23 protein-coding genes are annotated in these 21,491 nt (G+C 41.7%); 22 read left to right on the top strand and 1 reads right to left on the bottom strand.

From position 1 onward, the window contains the following. The first annotated feature begins 19 nt into the window (after positions 1 to 19). The 20 genes from VEHSUH06_RS10160 (at position 20) to pyrR (ending at position 18,166) form a co-directional block, all read left to right on the top strand. Positions 20 to 358 carry a DUF2190 family protein gene (locus VEHSUH06_RS10160; RefSeq protein WP_105098790.1) on the top strand — a complete coding sequence of 113 codons (339 nt, stop codon included), beginning with the start codon at positions 20 to 22 and terminating at the stop codon, positions 356 to 358. A 47-nt stretch (positions 359 to 405) separates the two neighbouring features. After that, positions 406 to 711 (top strand): hypothetical protein, encoded by a 306-nt coding sequence (locus VEHSUH06_RS10155; protein ID WP_105098789.1) that lies wholly within the window; start codon positions 406 to 408, stop codon positions 709 to 711. Then, positions 708 to 1,388 (top strand): hypothetical protein, encoded by a 681-nt coding sequence (locus VEHSUH06_RS10150; RefSeq protein WP_105098788.1) that lies wholly within the window; start codon positions 708 to 710, stop codon positions 1,386 to 1,388. The genes VEHSUH06_RS10155 and VEHSUH06_RS10150 overlap by 4 nt, the downstream gene beginning before the upstream one ends. Before the next feature lie 4 nt (positions 1,389 to 1,392). Beyond that, the gene (locus tag VEHSUH06_RS10145) at positions 1,393 to 1,866 is read left to right on the top strand and encodes a hypothetical protein (protein ID WP_105098787.1); all 474 of its coding nucleotides are present in this window, start codon (positions 1,393 to 1,395) and stop codon (positions 1,864 to 1,866) included. 14 nt (positions 1,867 to 1,880) lie between these two features. Further along, the gene (locus VEHSUH06_RS10140) at positions 1,881 to 2,843 is read left to right on the top strand and encodes a phage tail tube protein (protein WP_105098786.1); all 963 of its coding nucleotides are present in this window, start codon (positions 1,881 to 1,883) and stop codon (positions 2,841 to 2,843) included. An 11-nt stretch (positions 2,844 to 2,854) separates the two neighbouring features. Beyond that, positions 2,855 to 3,133, top strand: a complete 279-nt coding sequence (locus VEHSUH06_RS10135) for a hypothetical protein (RefSeq protein ID WP_105098785.1) — start codon at positions 2,855 to 2,857, stop codon at positions 3,131 to 3,133. A 143-nt stretch (positions 3,134 to 3,276) separates the two neighbouring features. Further along, the gene (locus VEHSUH06_RS10130; protein ID WP_105098784.1) at positions 3,277 to 3,462 is read left to right on the top strand and encodes a hypothetical protein; all 186 of its coding nucleotides are present in this window, start codon (positions 3,277 to 3,279) and stop codon (positions 3,460 to 3,462) included. Beyond that, positions 3,452 to 6,658, top strand: a complete 3,207-nt coding sequence (locus VEHSUH06_RS10125; RefSeq protein WP_105098783.1) for a phage tail tape measure C-terminal domain-containing protein — start codon at positions 3,452 to 3,454, stop codon at positions 6,656 to 6,658. Before VEHSUH06_RS10130 ends, VEHSUH06_RS10125 begins: the two co-directional genes overlap by 11 nt. A 336-nt stretch (positions 6,659 to 6,994) precedes the next feature. Further along, on the top strand, positions 6,995 to 7,603 hold the full coding sequence (locus tag VEHSUH06_RS10115; RefSeq protein WP_105098781.1) for a DUF1833 family protein: 609 nt from the start codon (positions 6,995 to 6,997) through the stop codon (positions 7,601 to 7,603). Continuing rightward, the gene (locus tag VEHSUH06_RS11000; RefSeq protein WP_105098780.1) at positions 7,584 to 7,925 is read left to right on the top strand and encodes a C40 family peptidase; all 342 of its coding nucleotides are present in this window, start codon (positions 7,584 to 7,586) and stop codon (positions 7,923 to 7,925) included. Before VEHSUH06_RS10115 ends, VEHSUH06_RS11000 begins: the two co-directional genes overlap by 20 nt. Then, positions 7,918 to 12,258, top strand: a complete 4,341-nt coding sequence (locus tag VEHSUH06_RS10105) for a host specificity factor TipJ family phage tail protein (protein ID WP_105098779.1) — start codon at positions 7,918 to 7,920, stop codon at positions 12,256 to 12,258. The genes VEHSUH06_RS11000 and VEHSUH06_RS10105 overlap by 8 nt, the downstream gene beginning before the upstream one ends. Before the next feature lie 9 nt (positions 12,259 to 12,267). Continuing rightward, positions 12,268 to 12,591: a hypothetical protein gene (locus tag VEHSUH06_RS10100; protein WP_105098778.1), complete on the top strand. Its 324-nt coding sequence runs from the start codon at positions 12,268 to 12,270 to the stop codon at positions 12,589 to 12,591. A gap of 17 nt (positions 12,592 to 12,608) precedes the next feature. Continuing rightward, entirely contained in the window at positions 12,609 to 13,661 is a 1,053-nt protein-coding gene (locus VEHSUH06_RS10095) for a hypothetical protein (protein WP_105098777.1), read from the top strand. Between the two features lie 20 nt (positions 13,662 to 13,681). Further along, entirely contained in the window at positions 13,682 to 14,212 is a 531-nt protein-coding gene (locus VEHSUH06_RS10090; protein WP_105098776.1) for a phage holin family protein, read from the top strand. Between the two features lie 40 nt (positions 14,213 to 14,252). Next, positions 14,253 to 14,642 carry a D-Ala-D-Ala carboxypeptidase family metallohydrolase gene (locus tag VEHSUH06_RS10085; protein ID WP_233187942.1) on the top strand — a complete coding sequence of 130 codons (390 nt, stop codon included), beginning with the start codon at positions 14,253 to 14,255 and terminating at the stop codon, positions 14,640 to 14,642. A gap of 94 nt (positions 14,643 to 14,736) precedes the next feature. Continuing rightward, on the top strand, positions 14,737 to 15,102 hold the full coding sequence (locus VEHSUH06_RS10725) for a hypothetical protein (RefSeq protein WP_158251721.1): 366 nt from the start codon (positions 14,737 to 14,739) through the stop codon (positions 15,100 to 15,102). Between the two features lie 519 nt (positions 15,103 to 15,621). Next, positions 15,622 to 15,861 (top strand): helix-turn-helix domain-containing protein, encoded by a 240-nt coding sequence (locus VEHSUH06_RS10075; protein WP_105098774.1) that lies wholly within the window; start codon positions 15,622 to 15,624, stop codon positions 15,859 to 15,861. 224 nt (positions 15,862 to 16,085) lie between these two features. Continuing rightward, positions 16,086 to 16,526: a signal peptidase II gene (gene lspA / locus VEHSUH06_RS10070; RefSeq protein ID WP_009350982.1), complete on the top strand. Its 441-nt coding sequence runs from the start codon at positions 16,086 to 16,088 to the stop codon at positions 16,524 to 16,526. A 99-nt stretch (positions 16,527 to 16,625) separates the two neighbouring features. After that, entirely contained in the window at positions 16,626 to 17,549 is a 924-nt protein-coding gene (locus VEHSUH06_RS10065; protein WP_009351200.1) for an RluA family pseudouridine synthase, read from the top strand. A 95-nt stretch (positions 17,550 to 17,644) separates the two neighbouring features. Further along, positions 17,645 to 18,166, top strand: a complete 522-nt coding sequence (gene pyrR, locus VEHSUH06_RS10060; RefSeq protein ID WP_009351104.1) for a bifunctional pyr operon transcriptional regulator/uracil phosphoribosyltransferase PyrR — start codon at positions 17,645 to 17,647, stop codon at positions 18,164 to 18,166. A gap of 91 nt (positions 18,167 to 18,257) precedes the next feature. On the opposite strand, the gene VEHSUH06_RS10055 is transcribed toward pyrR, so the two are convergent. Further along, complete coding sequence (locus tag VEHSUH06_RS10055; RefSeq protein WP_009351016.1) at positions 18,258 to 19,478, bottom strand: nucleotidyltransferase family protein; 1,221 nt, start codon at positions 19,476 to 19,478, stop codon at positions 18,258 to 18,260. A 186-nt stretch (positions 19,479 to 19,664) separates the two neighbouring features. Between VEHSUH06_RS10055 and VEHSUH06_RS10050 the strand changes: the two genes are divergently transcribed. Together VEHSUH06_RS10050 and VEHSUH06_RS10045 are read left to right on the top strand one after the other, a co-directional pair. Further along, the gene (locus tag VEHSUH06_RS10050; protein ID WP_054746832.1) at positions 19,665 to 20,228 is read left to right on the top strand and encodes a hypothetical protein; all 564 of its coding nucleotides are present in this window, start codon (positions 19,665 to 19,667) and stop codon (positions 20,226 to 20,228) included. 3 nt (positions 20,229 to 20,231) lie between these two features. Next, positions 20,232 to 21,437: an acetate/propionate family kinase gene (locus VEHSUH06_RS10045; protein ID WP_105098773.1), complete on the top strand. Its 1,206-nt coding sequence runs from the start codon at positions 20,232 to 20,234 to the stop codon at positions 21,435 to 21,437. Positions 21,438 to 21,491 lie beyond the last annotated feature (54 nt).

Below are 21,491 nucleotides of genomic sequence, written 5' to 3'. Positions count from 1 at the left end.
ATTTAGGAGGTAACTAGATATGGCACAATTCATTCAAGAATTAGATCGTATTGATTTTAAAAATACAGCATCCGATATGATTGCCGTAGGGGATATTGTCCCTGTCGGCAAAATGCACGGCGTGGCAATAACTGATATTGCGCCTGGTGCAATCGGTGCGGTTAAGGTCACAGGATGTTTTACAGTTGATGCAGTTGTGACAGATGCATTTGCAGTAGGTGATGTTGTGTATTTTGATGAAACGCAAAAGCGTGCAACTAAAACTGACACAAATCCAGTATTGGGCATTGCCATTTCTTCAAAATCTGCAAGCGCTAAGACCGTTGATGTAGCTCTTTGGCCTAATGTAGAAAAGTAATGTAAGGGCGGGCATATGCCCGCCTACTCCATAGGAGGTAATGCACTATGAAATTAGGGTATAAGCCTAATGCACTGCTTTCTGTATTTGGTGAACGAATTACCTACAAAGGCCAAACTATCAAAGCTAGCGTGGAGATTGGCGAATATGATGGTAAAGGTTCTGGATTTGTCGATAAAGCATTAGCTGATAAAGCTCAGATTTGGGTGCGTGCTAAGGATGTTCCTGAACCACGATCAAAAGACGAAGTGTATATCAATGGCGAGAAATGGTACGTTGATCACGTTTCAAACTTTGACGGCACGATGTATTGCCTTGAAATCGTCCATAACGTGAGGGCGGTGAGACCGTGAGTAATGAACCTATTACGATTACAGACACAGCCACACCGTATCTGAATTTCATTGCAGAAACAAAACCGGACTGGATGCGTAAGGCATTAAAGTCAACAGGTTGGATGATGCAAAAGGAAATTAAGCAGGGTATTCGGTCGGGTGCACCAGGTGGACGTAGATATCCAAATTTCATGGCACCAGCTCGCCGAGCTGCGTTCGAGTCAGCATTCGGTGCTAAACTTCGTAAAGCTTATCAAAGCGGAGGACGGGCAGAACGGGAAGCCTGGGGTTCGAAATCGCGAAATGCCTTACTTGATATGGGCATTAGCGCCAGGACAATCGGCTATAGTCCACTCGGTAAGCTATCGAATGCAGTCGGATATCAATATGACAAAGGCAAGCAATCCGTCCGTGTCGGGTGGTTATCAAATTCGGCTAAACGGTTAGGTGAACGTATCGAGGAAGGATACACCAAGCAGATTACGGAGCCTATGCGTAAGAAGTTATTTGCTGCAGGTGTACCGTTACCGAAGGGAAAATCGATGTTCAAAATTCAGCCGCGTCATACTTATGGTCCTATGAAAGCAGCGTTACAGCCTAAGCTTAAACCTTATATCGAGGATAAGATAGGCGACTACGCTATTTATGGACCATCTGCACAATCCGCATCTCGACGTAACTACAAGGTAAGGTGATTTGATGCAACAGACAATTCCAATGTCACGCATTGTCAATCGATGGGCTGAAGCTTTATCGACGGATGAGGCGTTGACTAAATTTTGCAATGAAAAATACGGAAAGCCGGCGCAACTGTATGTCGGCTACGACGATGTCGATGCTCCGCTTGAGGATGATTGCCCTTGCATCATATTACTACCAAGTAGTAAAAGCGAAGGACTTGCGGATACCTACACATATTCATTAATGATTGTATGGGGGATTGTCCATAAAGGTGCAACGCGCATTAAGAATATTATTCGTTACGATGGAGCGCTAGAATCGGACAACCTAGGGCAGCTAATTATTGAATGCATTTGTAAGGTGAATCCGGCGTTCCCAGTAATCGACATTGACTATGAATTAGACTCAATGAATTGGCGCCCAGTGTTTACTGGACGATTAACAGCTACTATAGAAATCCCGCATGTAATCGGCGGAAATATTGAATATTAAAGGAGGAAATGCATATGGCAACAGCGAAACGCGCACAGGGCTCTCAGTCCCATGTGGCGATTGCGTTTGAGGCGGATTTTGGTACAACGCCAACCACTGGCGGTGTAATCACTCCGATTATTTCTAGCTCCGTAAAAGCTAGTCAAAATTTAAACGACTCCACAGTAATCCGTGGCGATCGTAATCCCGCAGCGCCATTCCGTGGCAACATTGACACGTCCGGTAGTTTAACCGTGCCTGTTGGTGTAATCGATATCGGATATTGGCTAAAAGCTGCATTCGGTCAACCGACTTCTAATACAACTGGCCAAGCACCAAATAAGAAGTCTGAGCACGTATTTAAAATCGGTAATACGATGCCGTCGTTAACTATTGAACAGGGCTATCCTGATGTTAACGTGTTCCAACAATTCGCCGGTGTGCGAGTTAGTAAATTAGGCTTTAAATTTGGCGGTGATGCTGAATTAACTACATCTGTGGATGTAATGGGCTGTAAGGAAACATTAGCGACCACTACATTTGATGCTGCAGCTAAGGCTGTAAATTTCTTACCATTCCAAAATCTTAATGCAACCATCAAAGAGGGTGGCGTTACTGTGGCCAATATACTAAGTTGCGATATCAATTTTGATTTTGGCCTGGATGGCGATTCTTACGCTATCGGCGGTAAAGGTTTTAGAACATACATCGACCCAGGTATTGTATCAATTTCAGGGACGATTAAGGCGTTCTTCCAAAATAAGGACCTCTTGAATAAAGCGATTAACGGTACAGAATCTAGCTTGGAATTGCGACTTGAACAAGATGACTGGTCGCTTACATTCAAGTTGCCTGAACTTGTATATGAACGACAATCTCCAGGCATCGATGGTCCGCGCGGCGTCAATATTGAATTGCCATTCAAGGCGTACTACCGTGCAGATACAGGTAGGTCCGCTTCTGTAATCACATTAGTTAATAATCAAGAACAATACTAGGAGGTGCCAACATGGCATTTGAAGATATCAAAGTAAGAGGCTTAACATTCGCCGAACGTGGTGAATTAATTAAATCCGGGTTAGACCCATTGTATACACCTGTTCCTGAAGAAGCACCGGATACAGAACGCTTATTGCGTTCTCGTGAACTTGCGCAGTGGATTATGCAGCGCATCTACGGCTTGACTGAAGATGAAATCAACGCAGCACCAGACAATGATCTTATGGAAGTTGCGCTTGATACAATGCGTTTTACGCATGAAAAAAAGGCTGAAATCGAAAAAAACTAATTGATGCGTGGAGTTGGCTCAGCTCCGACAAACCAAAATACTGCTCCGATTGTATCAAGATGCAACGTGAGACTAAACAGAATTTTGATTGCTCGGAGTGTGAGTTTAATTCCCCGCATCAATTAGATGGAACGAGACAAGCCATGCGAGTATACAACGCTAGCCGGATGCAGCGACGTTGGCATCCTGGTGGCATTGCTGGATTCGATATGCCTGCGGTGTTAGAAGTGGCGAGGGCTTACGGCATCGAGCCACTACCTCACCTTATCGATTTACTTGTATTATTAGAAGCCAAAGAATTGGAGGTGGCGCACAAGAATGGCCAATAATTTAATTGATATTGTCGTTCAGCTGACAGATAAGAATACGGAAGCCGGACTCAAGAAAATTACAGCTAGTGCTGAAGGCGCCAAATCCGCCCTTGGCAAAATGAAGAATGACCTCATGGCGATAGGTGCCGGTGTCGGTGTTGTAGGCATCGGCGCTAAACTTGCCAAGGAGGCTATCCAGTGGGATGTAGCTGTTAAGAAACTATCGGGAATTACTGGTGCTACGGCAAAAGAAACCAGTGAATTATTAGCTGTGTCTAATTATATGGGCGTTGCTATGGAGGATAGTGCAGGTGCATTTGCTAAGTTTTCAAAAAACGTCGGAGTGGCCAAAGAGAAAATGGAAGTCGCACGGGCTGAGGGTAAACTTAGCACTGATATATTCAGTAAATTAGGTTACTCGCTTGAAGATATCCAAGGTAAGAATACCGTTGAAGTGTTCAAGATGATACAAGAACGCTTAAGAGGGATGAAGGACGGAGCTGAGAAGACTCGTGTCGAAATGGAACTCTTTGGACGTACTGGGTATCAGATGCACGCCATGCTTAACATGTCCGCTGAACAGATGGATAAGGTGGCTGAACGTGCCAAGGCAATGGGGCTTATCATCGACGATGAGACTGCAGCTAAATCCGCAAAGCTAAATCGGGAATTAAAGGATTTAGAAAATACAGGGAAAAGGCTTGCAGTATCTATCGGCCATGAGTTAGTTCCTGTGTTTAATGACTATGCAAAAGGCGTGTTAGATGTAGCTAAAGAATTCGAGTCGATGACTGCTGAGCAAAAGGAAGCTATCGGCGGAATAGTTAAATTCGGCGCAGAAGCTGGAGCTGTAATCGTAGTTATGAGGTCACTAACCAGCGCACTCGGATTTATGCGATTGGCCACACTTGCTGCAGCCGGTCCTTGGGTAACATTAGCTACGGTAATTGGACTTGCTGGGAAAGCATTACTCGATTTTCGCTACAACGAAAAAACATCTGGCTCTTATATGGGTGTAGATGTTGACGGGAAGCGTATTCACAAGAATACGAATTCGACACAAGGAATGTCTGATAAGTTCCGTGAATCACATGACGCACGTTATTGGGTAGAAGACTCAGCTTTATTCGGATTCATTAAAAATGACCGCATGGCTACCAAAGAAGAAGGTGCTAGAATCGATGCAGCGCTTAAAGAAAAGGAAGCTGCAGACGAGGCTAGAAAGAAAGCTGATGAAGAGCTTGCAAAAGCGAAAGAGGACCTTGCCAATGGCGGATTAACAAATACCGAAGCTATCAACAAGGCGAATGAGGAAGCAGCAAAAGCAGCCAAAGCCCAAGAGCAGGCAGCTAAGAAAACTCAACAAGCGGCCGAAAAGCTGACGAGTGCTGTGGAACGCATGGCGGATTTGTACCGATCACTTACCTTGCAAAGCTTACAAATTGACGGCAGTCAATACGAAATTGATAAGCTAACAGCTAAAAACCAGTATGAATCCAACAATAAGAATATCCGCGATATCATCCGTTCCGTTTCAGGACTGGGTGGAAGCGCTACTGGCGAAGCCGTGAGTGTGCTAGATGCAGCTAATGAACAACTCGGTAAGGCATATGAGTTAGGTGCAGATGGTACATGGGCTACTGACTGCGGAAAGCTATTCTCCGACTCTGTATTGCAGGCATTTGGTAAGGACGTACCTCGATATGTCCCATCTATCATGGATGCAGCTAGAGCCGCAGGCGCATGGCACGATGCAGGCGACGGGTACACGCCTAAGGCCGGCGATGGTGTCGTTGTACTTGGTGATAATCACATCGTCATTAGTGATGGTGCAGGAGGGTATACGGGGGCTAACTCTAGTACTGGAGTAGTTGCCAAGCCATCTGTTGAAGGTGATTTCGGTGCTATCACAGGGTACGTAGACACTAGCTTGTTAGCAGGTGCTACATCGAGTACCTTTGCAGACACAGCAGGTAGTGCAGCAAATGCTAAGAAGCTTGCTGAGTCAAATCTAACTGCCCAAGTTAGAGCTAAGAACGAAGAGGTGTATCAAAAGAGACTTGCTGAAGCTGAACGAAATCAAGCTATCCGTGTTCGTAAGATGAATGAGGATATTAAGAAACTCGATCTTGAACGCACAGGCGACCGTTTGCAATTACTCAAAGCGGAATCTGAAGCACAAAAAGCTCAAATTGATGATAATGTTCGTGAGTACACAAAGGCAGTAGGGGATAAGGAACTCGCTGAGAAGAAAGCTCAAGCAGAGCGTTTAAAATTGGCGTCTGACACTGAGCAGAAAATCAGGGAGTTGGCGTACACCCAAACGAGTGAAACCGTTGACCACTTAACCAATATGGTTACTCTTGGTCGCTTATCTCGTAGTGATGCGGACGCACTGCTTGCTGAAGAGCTAAAAGCTTATATTGACTACGCACGTAGTGAAGTCAATGAGGCCCAGTTAAGTGCTACTCAAAGACTGCAGATTGAAAAGAACCTGTTAGAGTCCCAGCAAAAGCTGTGGGAACTCGCAGGTCGCAGTCTTAAAACAAGCCTACAAGAAGCAGCTCGACAATATAAGCAAGAGACTACCAATTATGCGGACCTTGCTAAATCGACTTTCGATAGTACGATGAGCTCTATCAACTCAGCATGGACGAATAATCTCGAGGCTATGGCAACAGGGACGAAATCATTTAGTAAAGGTATTAAGGACATATTCAAGGATATGACAAATGCCATTATTAAGATGATGATTCAACTAACATTCCAACAATATGTACAGCCTAAACTACAAAGCCTATTTGGTGGTGTAGTAAGTGGTATCGGTGCTATAGGTGCCGGTCGTGGCAATGTATCTTCGTTTGCTAGTGGAGGTTCTTTCAGCAAAGCATTTACAGGTAATAGCTTTGGTAAGTTTGCTAGTGGTGGTATAGCACCTGCAGGTATGACATTAGTTGGTGAGAATGGACCAGAGCTCTTACAGTTCAACTCCTCACACCGCATTTACAACGCTAGCCAAACACGTAAGATGATTGGCGGTGAAGGAGCTAGTAAGGTAACGGTTAACATCATTAATCAATCTGGCCAACAGCTTGATAGCCAACAACAAGAAACTAAGTTTGATGGCGAACAAATGATAGTTGATGTAGTAGTATCTAGTCTTATGACAAACAAAGGAGGTATGCGGGACGCTGTTAAAGCGGCCGCAGTATAGCGTATGTTAGAATTTCCAAACATAAGATATCCGATATACCCTATCGATGAAACAACACCTGATGTGAGTCGTAAGGCTCAGGTAGAAAATATGACGATGCTAACCCATCGCAAAACTACAAAAGCGTTACGATCATATTCAGTAAATTACAAGATACCGACTTCGGAATATATCAAGTTAAGGGATTTCTTTGACCAGGTAAATACTGCAGAGGTATTCCTTTGGACACATCCGGAGACATTAGCGAAGGTGAGAGTAAGGTTTGCGGACCAACTCCATTTCTCCGCTAGTGATTACGGTATATGGAATGGTTCTATTCAATTACAGGAGGCTTAGATGTTAACGCTATCAACTGCATCTATCATCGAGAAAAATAAGATATCCTCCACTGGAGCATGGGTAATGGCTATTGAACTTCATCATCCGGAAGGGAATATCCTCCTCGTGAATAATACGGAGGACTTAACCTTAGCCGGAAAGAAGTACACAGCCTTTCCCTTCAAGCTAGAGGATATCAACGAGGACACTAAGCAGATGCCTAACGTTAAACTCTCTGTAGCGAATGTAACCGGTACTATCCAACGGTTGGTAGAAAAGAATAAAGGCCTCACAGATTGTGAGGTCAATATTCGAGTATTTAATACTAACTTACCGGACATTATTGAACTAGAAGAAACGTTCATCATTAATGCATCCCAATCTAAAGCAGACTGGGTGGTGTTCACATTAGGTACAGACTTCTCATTCTCTCGTAGGTTCCCACCTGTTCGAGTAATGAAAGACTACTGTCCTTTCAAATTTAAGTCTGTAGAGTGCGGATACAAAGGGTACGCACAATCATGTAACAAAACTCTAAAACGCTGTCGTGAGTTAAATAACAGCGTTAGATTTGGCGGTGAGCCAACAATACCACAAGGGGGCTTATATGCGTCTAACTCTAAATAACCTAGTAGGTACTCCGTGGAAAGAGTTGCCTTGTTGGGAGCTTGTGGTAGAGGTGTATAAGAGAGCCGGTATTCAACTTGAGCCATACGCAACGTATTGGCCAGATATGAACTCTCCCTGGCACGAAGTCAAGGAGCCGGAAGTAGGGGACATAATTGTCATGAACCTCTACGGTAATAATGCTGATCATATCGCAGTGTATGTCGGCGAAGGTAAGATGATACATTCTACCGAATATGCAGGCGTATGTATCGTACCAATAGACAGACTAAGAAAACGTATATTAGGAGTGTACAGGCACAAGGAGGCTCAAAATGATTAGATTAGTAATTGCTCGAAACCCATTCGACCTTACCACTAGACAAGAGACTCTTGTGCCTTTTGTTGAAGGTAAAAAGCTTAACCAATATTTCACTGAACCCGGTGAATGGGTGTACTCCATAAATGGTGAGTTAGTAGATGATACCGCATCACCTACAGATGAAGCCTATGTGGTAGTACTACCTAAAGTTGAAAAGCAAGCGCTTGGTATTCTGTTATCTATCGGTTTATCTATTGCGACTGCCGGCATCGCCTCAGGGGCGATATTCGGTATTACTAGTGTATTAGGTCGTACGTTAGCAGCAATGGCTATCGGCATGATTGGTAATGCGATCATATCTAAAATATCTGCACCTAAGACAGATAGTTCTAATACCGAGCAGTCCGCTACTTATGGGTGGCAAGGCGCACAGACTGTTATTGGCCAAGGTCATCCTTTAGCCATTACTTATGGTAAGTGTAAAAGTGCGGGTATGCTTATATCACGTCACGTAACGAGCGACGGAAGTAAGCAATATCTTAACCTATTATACTGTGCCGGAGAGGGCCCTATTGACGCTATAACGGACGTTAAATTAAATGGTAACCCTATCGGTAACTATAAAGAAGTTCAACTCGATGTAAGACTGGGAACAAATGACCAAGAGATTATCCCTAACTTTAATGATAACTATGCAGACCAACCATTAACGTATGAACTTAACAACGACTGGTCTATACATCAAACGCAAGGTAACTTATCTACTGCGCTAGAGGTTACTATATCACTCCCTAACGGTTTGTATTATTCAAACGACCAGGGCGGACTAAGTGAAACTTCAGTCACTATTGAAGGCGGTTATCGTAAAGTTGGTTCTGCAGAGTGGATACCATTACCGATTAGTAACAATGGTGGACAAAGTGCCATGATTGAAAAGACAGATAATCGTTGGTTTAAACGGAACAGTCATTCAAGAACATCCATCGATAATAGCCAATATACTGGCGTTATCAAGGATAGTTCAAATAAAGCTATCTATCGTGTGTTCCGGTTCGATGTAAAGGAACCAGGACAGTACGAAGTCCGTATGCGGTGTGCACATAAGGACGGTAACTCTAACCGCCATGTGAACAAAGTATACTGGTCACAGTTAACTCAAATTGTTTATGATGACTTCATTCATCCTGGTAAGGTTCTCATTGGTATTAAGGCATTAGCGACTGACCAATTAAATGGTAATGATCCAAATGTAACATGGATACAGGAGCGCAAAACAGTATGGGTATTTAATACCTACACCGGAGCGTATGAGTCTAAACCGGCTAATAACCCGGCATGGGCTTGCTACGATATTCTTCATCATTGCCGTAAGATTGGCGATGAGTATGTAGTTAAAGGCGCTCCTCGTGAACGCTTCGTATATGACGCATTTAAGGCGTGGGCTGATAAGTGCGATGAAAAGCATATTACATTTAACTACATTTACGACAATGCCAGTCAAGTATGGGATGCACTTAAATACGCTGAGAATGTAGGTAGAGGCAAGGTAATACCTTTAGGTACTCGGTTTAGTTGTATATATGACTATGCTGCTACACCTACTCAGCTATTCACTGTAGGCAATATCAAGATGGACTCTTTTATGGAAGAGTTCCAGGCTACATCATCTAGGGCAAACGCTATCGAGGTATCTTTCCTTAATAAGGCTAAAGACTATGAGCGTGACGTACTCCCTGTATTCAGTGAAGAGTATGATGTAACTACATCCCTTGCTAGCCCGGCGCAAGTCGAACTCATGGGATGTGTGGATGTAGACCAAGCCTACAATTACGCTAAACACTACCTAAGAGCGAATAAGTACGAGGTGCGTACTTGTACCTTCGAGGCTTTCACAGACGCCATAGCGTGCACGATAGGGGATGTAATCCTATTACAGCATGATGTGACAGACTGGGGGCAAGGTGGCCGTGTAGAGTCTGCCGTAGGTAATAAGGTAATCCTTGATAGAGAGGTTACTTTTGAACAAGGTAAGACTTATAGGCTCATGGTACGCAATGCTAAAACGGATGCATTAGAGTCTTACGACGTAACTGGTGTAACTGGCAGAACCTTAACGCTTGCTAGTAATGCAGTTATTCAGACTGACGATTTATATACCTATGGTGAAGCTACAAAAGAAGCTAAACCGTTTAGGGTATTATCCATTAGCAAGTCCAACTCTGAAATGACACGTAAGATATCCTGTATCGAATACTACCCTGAGTTGTACGCCGGTGATGATGGATCAGTGCCAATCATCGACTACACGACGAAGTCTGACGTGATTAAGGTTATTAACTTAGTCTTAATTGCTGACGTTAAGACCTTAAAGGACGGTACTGTACTTTGTGATATTAACGGTACTTGGCAACTACCAAGGGGTAAAGTGGCCAAAAATATCATCGTATATTACAAACCTGTTACTGCTAAGGAGTGGCAACAGTTCAAGGTATTAGATGGTAGTGCTACTAGCGTGACTATTCCAAGTGTAGCGACTGACGTCAACTACGACGTTAAGATTGTATGTACAAATAATACTGGTGCTGCGTATGAAGGTGTGGAGCGTGCAGTGTATGTGAGTGGTAAGGAAATACCACCGGCTACACCTAAAGGCTTTAAGGTAACGCAGGATGCAGTAAATAGTAGCGTACTTCACTTATCATGGGAACCTAATACAGAGGCTGACCTACATGGGTACACGCTATATGACGGTAACGATGTAGTGTTAATTAAGCATATAGGCGGTACTTCGTACTCGTACTTCATTCCTAATACTGGTAATTACCAATTCAAGATATCTGCTATTGATACATCCGGGAATGAAAGCGGTAAGGCTGAGGCCCGTATCACAGCAAGTGTATCCGCTGAGAGTGTGGCTACACCTAAAGCACCGGCTCGTGGTGAGGTAACAATCGGTAAGACGATCGTTGCTGCATGGGACCCAGTAGAAAATACCTACATCGATTATTACGAAGTTCGACTTGATAGTAATGTTGGCCAAGCTAACAATAGACTTGCCAAGACTACAGATATTCGCTCTGAAATTAAGTTATCGGCTCGTAGAGATGCGGTATTCGTTTACGCTCACAATCCTGTTAAAGGTTATGGTCCGGCTCTTAGACTTGACTATAACGCAGTAGTTCCTAAAGCTCCGACGAATGTCAAAGTAAAAGGTAATATTACTGGCGTTAGCGTGGTCTTTGATAGCATCCCGGATACTTGCATAGGCGCTAATATCTACATCGGTACAGAGAAGTATTTCGTTACTACAAACGTAAATATGATACCTCATGACGCAGGTGTATTTGATGTTAAAGTCGCTTATGTTGATGTATTTGGTGAGGGTGCGTACTCTGATATCGTTGGGACTTCAGTACCGGCTAGCATTGACCCGGCTTTAATCGATAAGGAAGCTCTTGGCATTAAGTCTATGGATGAAAAGATTAAGGAGCTTACAAAGACTGCTAATGAATATTCTACCGAAGTTAAAAGCTTAACCACTAATATGGCTACTCAATTTAGCCAATTAGAAAACGGCATTGACTTAAAATTGAAAGCATTAAATGGTGATGAGTTAGTTAGTCGAATCAATCTGAGTTCTGCAGGAACAAGAATTGACGGTAAGTTGCTTCATGTAACCGGTGATGCTCTGTTTGACAATAACATCATTACTAAACAGATGCTGGCTGCTAAAGCCGTGTCTGCAGATAAGATGGACGTCGAAGAGTTAAGCGCGATCAGTGGTAACCTTGGGACTGTAACAGGTGGTAAGATTATCGGCGGTACGATCCAAAATAAAACCGGTACATTCAAAGTTGATGCTAACGGTAACATCATAGGCGCTAACATCACAGGCTCACGTATTGATGCTCAGTCAATTATGCAAGCTGGGTTTAAAATCAGAAACATTGATGTACAAATCTATAAAGTACGTCATGGTGACTGGTGTCCACTACCAGAAGGGTTTAATGAAAGTCAATGTACGTTTATTCCTGTCGGTTATATAATGACCGAACGTTATTTTGACAGCGACTATAACTACTATAAAACCAAAGTGCCAAGTCCATGGGAGAATAAAACTCCTTATAAAATCAGCAAAGATGAATATAACCAGCAAAAAGCTCGATATATTGGCTGGTGTAGCGTGTATATGCAAAAGGATGAACGAACACAATCTAATATAGGCGTTGCTGACAAACGCAGAGCGGTAGTAGAGGCTAAAGGGGAAAGTTCACATAGCAGTGAAAATAACGATTTTTACACTAAATCCTATTTCTACGGTGAGCTGTACATATTAGTTATTGCACGACAATAAGGAGGCTATATGGTCGAACAAGATTTTACACTCCACTCCGGGCAAGATTTTGATATTACATATGTCGTACCACCTGAAAGTGATATGACATTAAGTCAATATAAAGGCGCTTGTAAAATTCGCAAGCGCCCATATGACGATATGATATTAGAGTTGCATCCGGTGGTAGAGTCAAAACAGGTAAGGTTTTTCATTTCTGGCCAAGAGTCAGCGAAGAAGAAGATAAAGGGTGGCGATTACATCTACGACGCATTCCTTTATAACGATGAACACTGGCTAAAGATTGGTCAAGGTACGATTACGATCGTGCCGGATATTTCTATGCATGATTAAAGGGGAGGTAACTTATCATGGCGGATAACACATTAACTTTGAAATTTGATGAAATCTCAGCAATGGCCCTTATCGAGAAGGTAGGAAAAGGGATTATACTGCCTATTGTTAATGACGCAGGTAAAAGTGCATACGCAATAGCCGTTGCTCATGGCTTCCAAGGCAGTGAGCAAGACTGGTTAAATAGCTTACGTGGTCCTAAAGGTGATAAAGGTAGCGCGGAAGAGACGGCTCAAATATTAAAGAAAGATGGCGAATTTCTCAAAAGCGTAAAAGGTCCTAAAGGTGATGCGGGTAGTGCCGAAAAAGCAGCTGAGCTTTTGAAATCTAAAAATATTTATTTAGAAAATACAAAAGTAGATACTATACTCACTAAGTTGATCGAAACGCTGTCAGAAAGTGGCTATATCGCAGACGCTACTTTTAGACAACTCGAATATACTCAACCACGCACAGGGCAAGATTATATCGACCTCACAGGAGAACCTCATTTTAAAGTTGCCATTAATGATGGTGAAAAACGAGAGTTTGAAAGCGATAATATGCGAGTGGCTATCGAGCCGTTTGGGCCTAAGAATATCGAGCTTAAATATTATGATCTAAACGATAACGAGCAACTAACTCTTATTATTAGAGGTACAAATGCGACACCAGACAAAGCAGAAACCGCTACCAATGGCGTAGTGTATAAGAAGTTTGGCGACGATTTAGAAATTGATGTATCTAATTATGATGGAACATCGGTATTTAATTTCGGACCTAGTGCGTGGACTGTTAGCAATGAAGCTCATATCACTATTAAGACCAACAAGAAGGTGGTTCTATTGCTTAACGATGCAAGCATTAATAATAATCAGTCAGCGCCAATCATTGACCAATACAGCAAGATGTCAGTTAATGAACCTACGTTGATTATATTTAAAGCTGTTAATTCTGATACGCATATGTTGATAGGTTTTGACAATGCTGACGGAACTCACACTTATGCTTATACTCGTGGTAGAGATTTATATATCACTTGGGATAGCACCCAAAACAAATATGTTAACAGTGCTACAGAAACACTTTAATAGTAATGTAAGGGGAAACAATGCAAGTAATAACAGATTTTCTATGCGAGGCATGGCGAACTCTGACAGACTCATTCGCTATTAAAGCCCTGCTTGCTGTAGTGGCAGAGGTTGGCATATATATGCTAGGGCTCAAACATGTGCAGGTGCTAGGGATATTCATTATACTGGTATTCCTAGACCTTATAACACGCTGGGCGGCTATTAGCTATCAAATGCTTATTGATATGGGGGCGAACCCAGAGAATATAAGCGGTTATGATAAATATATAGCCATTCCTGCAGCATGGGGTAAAGGCTTAATCTCATCTAAGCATATGCGAAAGCCCTTTATTACAAAGGTGCTAACATATTGCTTAGCAACGGCTGGGGCGTGGTGTTTTGATTTTATGAGTGGTCAATATGCTTTTGCAGTCAATCTAGTTTGGCTATATCTTGGCTCAGTTGAGTTTCTAAGTATCCTCGAGAATATGAGGGACGGAGGAAATAGCACAATCGCAGGGCTTTTGGATGTAGTGCATTCTAAAATAGATAATATAGTAAAGAAGTAAGAGTGGCCCTACGGGGCCCTCTCTAATGGAGGTGCATATAATGAAAATTGGTACATACTTTGATGATTATGAGTTCGCTTGCAACTGCCATCGTCATGAAGTCGATGAAAACGGACATAATAAACTGGATCACGTCATCGACAAGCGTTTAGTAGACTTGTTAGACGCTATCCGTGAACGTTTAGGGGTACCATTATATATCAATAGTGGTTACCGTTGCCCAGAACATAATGAGGAAGTAGGGGGCGTTTCTAATTCTCGACATGTAGAGGGCACAGCGGCTGACATTACATACGATGGCATTGATGTTGACTATCTTGCACAGATTGCCGAAGAATGTGGTGCAGACGGAATTGGTTGCTATTATTATCAGGACTTCGTACATGTTGATGTACGAGGTTACGAGGCACGTTGGTCTGATCTTGATTAAAAGGGGGCTATGTATGTATGAGAAAATCACGAACTACCTCAAAGCAGTTAAATCTCAAATTACTGTTAAGCGGTTTATTCTTATTTGTGGTTGTGTGTTGCTCCTCATTGGTGCATGCCAACTCGTTGACGGCTACTTCACCGCAAGAGGCAACTATCAACGTGCCGTTGACAAGTTGGAACGAACTCAAAGGGAACTTGATACAAGCAGACGCCTTAATCAAGAGCTCAAACTTGTCATTGAACGAGGCTCAGACCTTAACCGCCAAGCAAGCGATAGAATTGGACGAATTGAAGATTATCAACGAAGAACGGAGCAAGGAATTGGCCGAGCTCAAAGCTATCAACGAGAAACAGGGGCAAGAGTTAGCGAAAGCATCGGAGCTAACAACCAAGCAAGCGAACTCATTGGAAACAGCCTCCGTATCATTGAACGAGTTGAAAGCGGAACTAAAGAATAATAAGCGAACAGAACAAAGGTTACGCAGGCAACGTGATACATGGGCAATTAGTAATGCTGCATTATTTCTTGCGGGTGTGTTGCGTAGATAGACGGAGGTGATCCAATATCTCCTTACCATGTGAAGGTGGACACATGGATTGATTTCAAAAGATTAAAAGAGCCTACTAACTTAGAAAATATCTAGGTCAGTAGGCTCTGTTTTTGTTTGTAAAAATCAAAATAAACACTTGCTTTTATACACGATATAGGGTATAATAAAGATGTAGAAAGGAGGTGATAAACATGGACATAATAAAAGAGCTAACAAGCTTAGTAAATGAGTTAACGCTACTGACACTAGCAATCATCATTTTAAAACTTGTTAGCAAAGAGTAAAAAGCAGGCGGGTGAAAGCCCCGCCACCTTCTCAACATCATTGTAAATCAACGAGGTGAATTATGCAATATATAGAATGGCTGATTAATATAGCAACTCTTATTGTTTTGATATTAGTAATTAAACGTTTAGTTAGAAGGTGATGAAATTGAAATTTGAACTAGATGATATTATGACTACACAAGAGGCGGCAGAACGTTGGAATGTTACTGCTGATTCTCTTAAACAAAACTGTAGAGGTCGTGTAAAGAATGGATTTAAAGAGGGCGAGTTTAAGAAGTCTGGGAAAATGTGGCTAGTTACACGTCAAGGTATGGAACGGTTATACGGAAAAGAATCCGCTTTAAGTAGTGTAATAAAAAACGTGTCAGACGATCATTAGGCCTTTAAATCTCTGCATAATTTGTAACGGTTGCTTAACCGTTGCTCAACCTAAAATTAAAGAAAAGCAGTGTTTATGCGGATAGTTAGCTATATATGATTATCTCTGCTGAGTAATCACAAATAAAACACGCCCCTCATTGAGGGGCTTTTTATTTTGCCTAAAATTGTGTAACTTAGTATAATAGGACTATTAAGATATATATTATAGTAAGGGAGTTAATCTTGTTTTATATTGTACTCATTATTTGGCTTTTATTAGATCAATTATCTAAATATTATGTAATGAATCATTTTTTGTTAGGGGAATCGTTACCGGTTATTCCTAATGTATTCCATTTAACATATATTATTAATCGTGGTGCTGCTTTTGGTATGCTCGCAAATCAACGTTGGTTCTTCTTGCTCGTAGCGGTTATTCTGCTTGGTGTATGTGTTTACTATTGGAAGTACTTGTCTAAAGGGCCGTGGACATTGCAAATCGGATCTGCTTTATTAGTGTCTGGTGCCATTGGCAATGGTATTGACCGTTATATGATTCATGGTGTTGTGGATTTCTTTGATTTCCGTGTATGGCCTATTTTTAATATTGCAGATATCGGTATCTGTGTAGGTGTAGCTTTTGTGGTTTATCATTTATTTACTGTGAAAGAAGACCATGAGTAATTGATACTTTCACAGTGCTGAAAGATTTTTGAAACTTCGGACATATGCGGACGTATGCGGATATATTATATATAATACGTAACTATAAAGAGGTAGAGGATGAACGAATATATTGTTAGTGCTGAACAAGAAGGCATGAGACTAGATGTGTTTTTAACGGAACAGATGGAAGGTTCTCGTAGCTATATTCAAAGTTTAATTAAAGGCGGTCACGTTATCGTTGGTGGTAAAGTAGGTAAGGCCAATCTTCGTCTCACTCCTAACATGGTCATTCAGGTAGAGATTCCCGAACCTGAATCTGTAGAGGTAAAGCCTGAAGATATTCCATTAGATGTATTGTACGAAGATCATGATATTATCATCGTAAATAAAGCACGTGGTATGGTGGTGCACCCAGCGGTAGGTAACTATTCCGGTACACTTGTAAACGCCTTATTATTCCATTGTAAAGATTTATCTGGTATCAATGGTGAAATTAGACCTGGCATCGTTCATCGTTTAGATAAAGATACATCTGGTGTTATGATGGCTGCCAAAAATGATGCTGCTCATATTGGATTGGCGGAACAAGTAAAAGAGCATTCTGCAAAACGTACATATTGGGCTCTTGTACAAGGTAATATCGTAGAAGAGAAGGGGACCATTAAGGCTCCTATTGGTCGACATCCTAAGGATCGTATGAAAATGGCTGTAGTCTTTGAAAATAGTAAAGATGCAGTTACTCATTTTAGAGTATTAGAGCGTTATGGTCATCAAACCTTGGTAGAGTGTAATTTAGAAACAGGTAGAACACATCAAATTCGCGTTCACTTTGCTCATATTGGGCATCCTGTTGTTAATGATCCATTCTACGGCTATCGCCGTATGGACTTCCCTATTGAAGGGCAAGCGTTACATTCTCGCTCTTTAGATGTAAAACATCCGATTACAGGCGAAGACATGCATTTTGAGGCACCAGTACCAGCTGATTTTGAGGCGTGTTTGGAATTCGCTAAGACGTATCGCGAAGATAAACGAAAATAATCTGATAGAACACATTTTGTACTTAATTTTGTACTTAGTTTACTACTTATTGGTATATAGGGGCATAGAGATAGCTATGCTGTAAGGGCGTATATATGGAAAAGAAACGCTTACTGATGGACCAAGACGCTATTATGCGTGCTGTTCGTCGTATAAGTCATGAAATTTTAGAACGCAATAAAGGTTTATCTGATGCACTTATTGTCGGCATTGAACGACGTGGTGTTATCTTGGCAAAACGTTTACAAGCCGAAATCGAGCGCATTGAAGGCATCCATATTGACTGTGAGTCATTAAATGTTGCTATTTACCGTGATGATCGTGATGCCCGGCCTAAAGAAGGGGAGCCGTGTACGATTGATACAACGGAAAAGACGATTATCCTTGTGGATGATGTGCTATATACAGGTCGGACCATTCGTGCTGCCTTAAATGCATTGATGACAGCAGGTAGACCTAAATCTATTCAATTAGCGGTGCTCGTCGATCGTGGTCATCGTGAACTACCTATTCGAGCAGATTATGTAGGTAAAAATATTCCTACGTCTCATCTTGAAAGCGTATGCGTTGCTGTCGCTGAACTAGATGGTGAAGAAGGGGTTACAATACAGGAATAGCCTGTATTGTAACCCCTTTTTGAGTTCAGATGATGTACCCCAGTTTAGTTGTATAGATTTATAATAGAGTATGTAAGTACTTGTAAAACAGTTACTTAATATATTGCGGTGTATAGGAATAGTCCCTATGACCTATACGATTACTTTCATTATGAAAGCATAAGACTTGGATATCGGTAGCTAATGTATCGATATGATGCATTGTTTGTCCTAATGCGCTTAGTTCATTAGGTGCTTTAGCCCATTTTTGAATCAGTGGTATTTCGTATTCGTTACGGAGCCATTGACGACCTCGATCGTTAAAGGCTAATAGTCGAGCATATTGTGGGCCTTCTGCCATGGCGTTTTGTAATACATCTTTGGTTATACCTAGTGTGAGATAAGCGCCCATTCGTTGTAAGCGGGCATAGGTATAGCGCTTAGATTTAATTTCTTCTGTGGCTGTAGTCCAAGACGTCTGTTGAGCTGCTTTTGACCATAAATGCTCAATTCCTTCACTGAAATCACCAAATTTTTCTAGCTCTTTTGGCGTTGTACGCCGACTTAAACTGTGTATCATATCGTGGTAACGGTTATAATTCACATAATTACCGTTTTCTATTACTTGAGTCATATCAGATGCAATGGATGGAGGAATAATAGATTGAAGTTGAGAGGATAGATTACCAGTGCTAGTGATACATTGAGAGGATAGATTACCTGGACTAGTGATAAGTTGACGCAATGCTGTGCCGGATGGCAATTCATCAGTAAGCATTTCTTCGTGATGATTAGAAGTACGTAAAATAGGTATGTATTCAAGCTTTGCATTATACGCCAAGCCTGCGCGAATATATTCAAGGCCTAATAATGCATTTGGTGTATTGAGTATTTCCGTATCTAAAGCTTTGCGGAAAGCCGCACCATAGGACATGCCTTCCTTAATATAGGTTCGCAACTGTTCTTGTGTACTTTTACAATCCATACGTTTGGCTATGTCTACGAGAGCATCTAAGTCAGCCGTCTCAGAACCAAAGGAGAGGGCGTCCATAGATAGCGCTTTCACCATGCGAATGGCACCAGTCCCAAATAATTGTGCGCTACCTGTAGAATAGAGGGTAGGTAGCTCAATGACAATATCTGCACCACCGAGAATGGCCCAACGAGCGCGATCAAATTTAGAGAAGAGTGCAGGTTCCCCGCGTTGCACAAAGGAGCCACTCATGATACAAATGCGCAGGGCATCAGGATGTAGCTGTGCTAAGCTATGCAGTTGATGAGCGTGACCATTGTGAAATGGATTGTATTCGCATATAATACCGATTGTTTTCATAGTGCCTCCTTTCATTAGTGTTAGTGTAACAAAGCGAAGAGGGACTGTAAATAAAATTTCATAATATCTATATAAATAGCTAGTTTATATGGGGAATATTGTGTGTAAATATTAAGTTTAGTATAGATTTTCTTGTCTCTATAAGCTATAATTAACTGTAAATGCTGAATTGATGTGAGGTATATGATGAAACAAAATTGGAAACGTACATTACAAGGGGCTCTGCTCGGTGCTGCGCTACTAGCAATGGCGGGATGTGGGTCAAATAATGTAATGGATACATATAGTTTTGGCCATCAAGTTATCCGTGCTGGTCAATCTGAGATTACCATCGCTTTGCCGTATGAAATGGGTAAAAGTACAAAAAATATGACTGATGATGGATATCCTATCGATATTTATGGGTCTGTTACAGAACATATGGTAATTGAAGTTGAAGCATTGCGTGCTGGTGAAAATAAACCATTACCTACAGTTGATGAATTCTTAAATCGTAGCAAATCTGAATTCACTAAACTGGGTGCAACCATCAAGGAAGAGTCCGTAGCATTAGGTGGAACATCTGCTAAGAAGCTAGATGTAACGTATGCAACGCAAGGGCAAACATTTAGATTTTCTCAATACGTATTCTTAGATCAAGGCGTATTGTGGAATATAATCTACCAATATCCTGAAAAGGATCAGGTAGGTGCTGATATCAGCAAAGAAATTCAAAACAAGATTCAAGTTACACAACAGAAAGAGGGTTAATCGATGAACGTATTAGTAGTTAACTGCGGTAGTTCTTCCTTGAAATATCAATTACTTGATATGACAACTGAAACAGAATTGGCAAAAGGTCTTTTTGAAAAGATTGGTGATCAAGACGCTATGTTCACTCACAAACGTCCAAACGCAGACAAATTAGAACGCGTTGAACCAATCTTGAACCATAAAGAAGCACTTCGTATTTTGCTTGATATTTTAGTTGATGCTGAATATGGTGTAATTAAGTCTATGGACGAAATCGACGCTGTTGGTCATCGTGTAGTACATGGCGGTGAAAAGTTCGCTGACTCCGTATTGATCACTCCAGCTGTTATGGATGCATTAGAAGAATGCAGCTCCTTGGCACCATTACACAATCCTCCAAACATTCAAGGTATCGAAGCTTGCCAAGCTATTATGCCTAACGTACCACAAGTTGGGGTATTTGATACTGCATTCCACCAAACAATGCCTAAAGAAGCTTACATGTATGCGCTTCCTTATGAATACTATGAAAACTATGGTATCCGTCGTTACGGTTTCCATGGTACATCCCACAAATATGTTGCACAACGTTGCGCTGAATTGATGGGTAAACACATGTCCGATCTTCGTATTATCACATGTCACTTGGGTAACGGTTCCTCCTTGGCAGCGATCAAAGGTGGTCGTTCTATCGATACTACAATGGGCTTCACTCCATTGTCTGGCTTGATCATGGGTACTCGTTCTGGCGATATTGACCCAGCTATCGTTCCATTCTTGATGAATAAAACTGGTATGAACTACGAAGAAGTAGACACTGTCATGAATAAAAAATCCGGTGTACTTGGTATTTCCGGCGTGTCTAACGACTTCCGTGTAATCGAAGAAGCAGCGGCTAATGGTAACAAACATGCTCAATTAGCATTGAATATGTTCCACTACAAAGTTCGCCGTGTAATTGGTGCATTTGCAGCAGTTATGGGTGGTGTTGATGCTATCGTATTCACAGCTGGTATCGGTGAAAACGGTATCGGTAACCGTGATGCAATCTGCAATGGTTTAGAATACTTAGGTACTCGTATTGACTCCGAACGCAATAATGTTCGTGGTAAAGAACAAGAAATCAGTGCTGAAGGCTCCAAAGTTAAAATCTTCGTAATCCCTACAAACGAAGAAATCATGATTGCTCGCGATACTCAACGTATTACATCAGCTTTGAAAAAATAATATAGTTCGTATCTGAACTAGGTGACTAATAGAGTCATTAAACCCCGTCTATAT

The sequence above is a fragment of the Veillonella sp. S13053-19 genome, assembly GCF_002959835.1.
GTDB lineage: Bacteria > Bacillota > Negativicutes > Veillonellales > Veillonellaceae > Veillonella > Veillonella rogosae.
The sequence above is the reverse complement of the archived record's forward strand: the minus strand, read 5'-3'. Positions and strand labels throughout refer to the sequence as shown.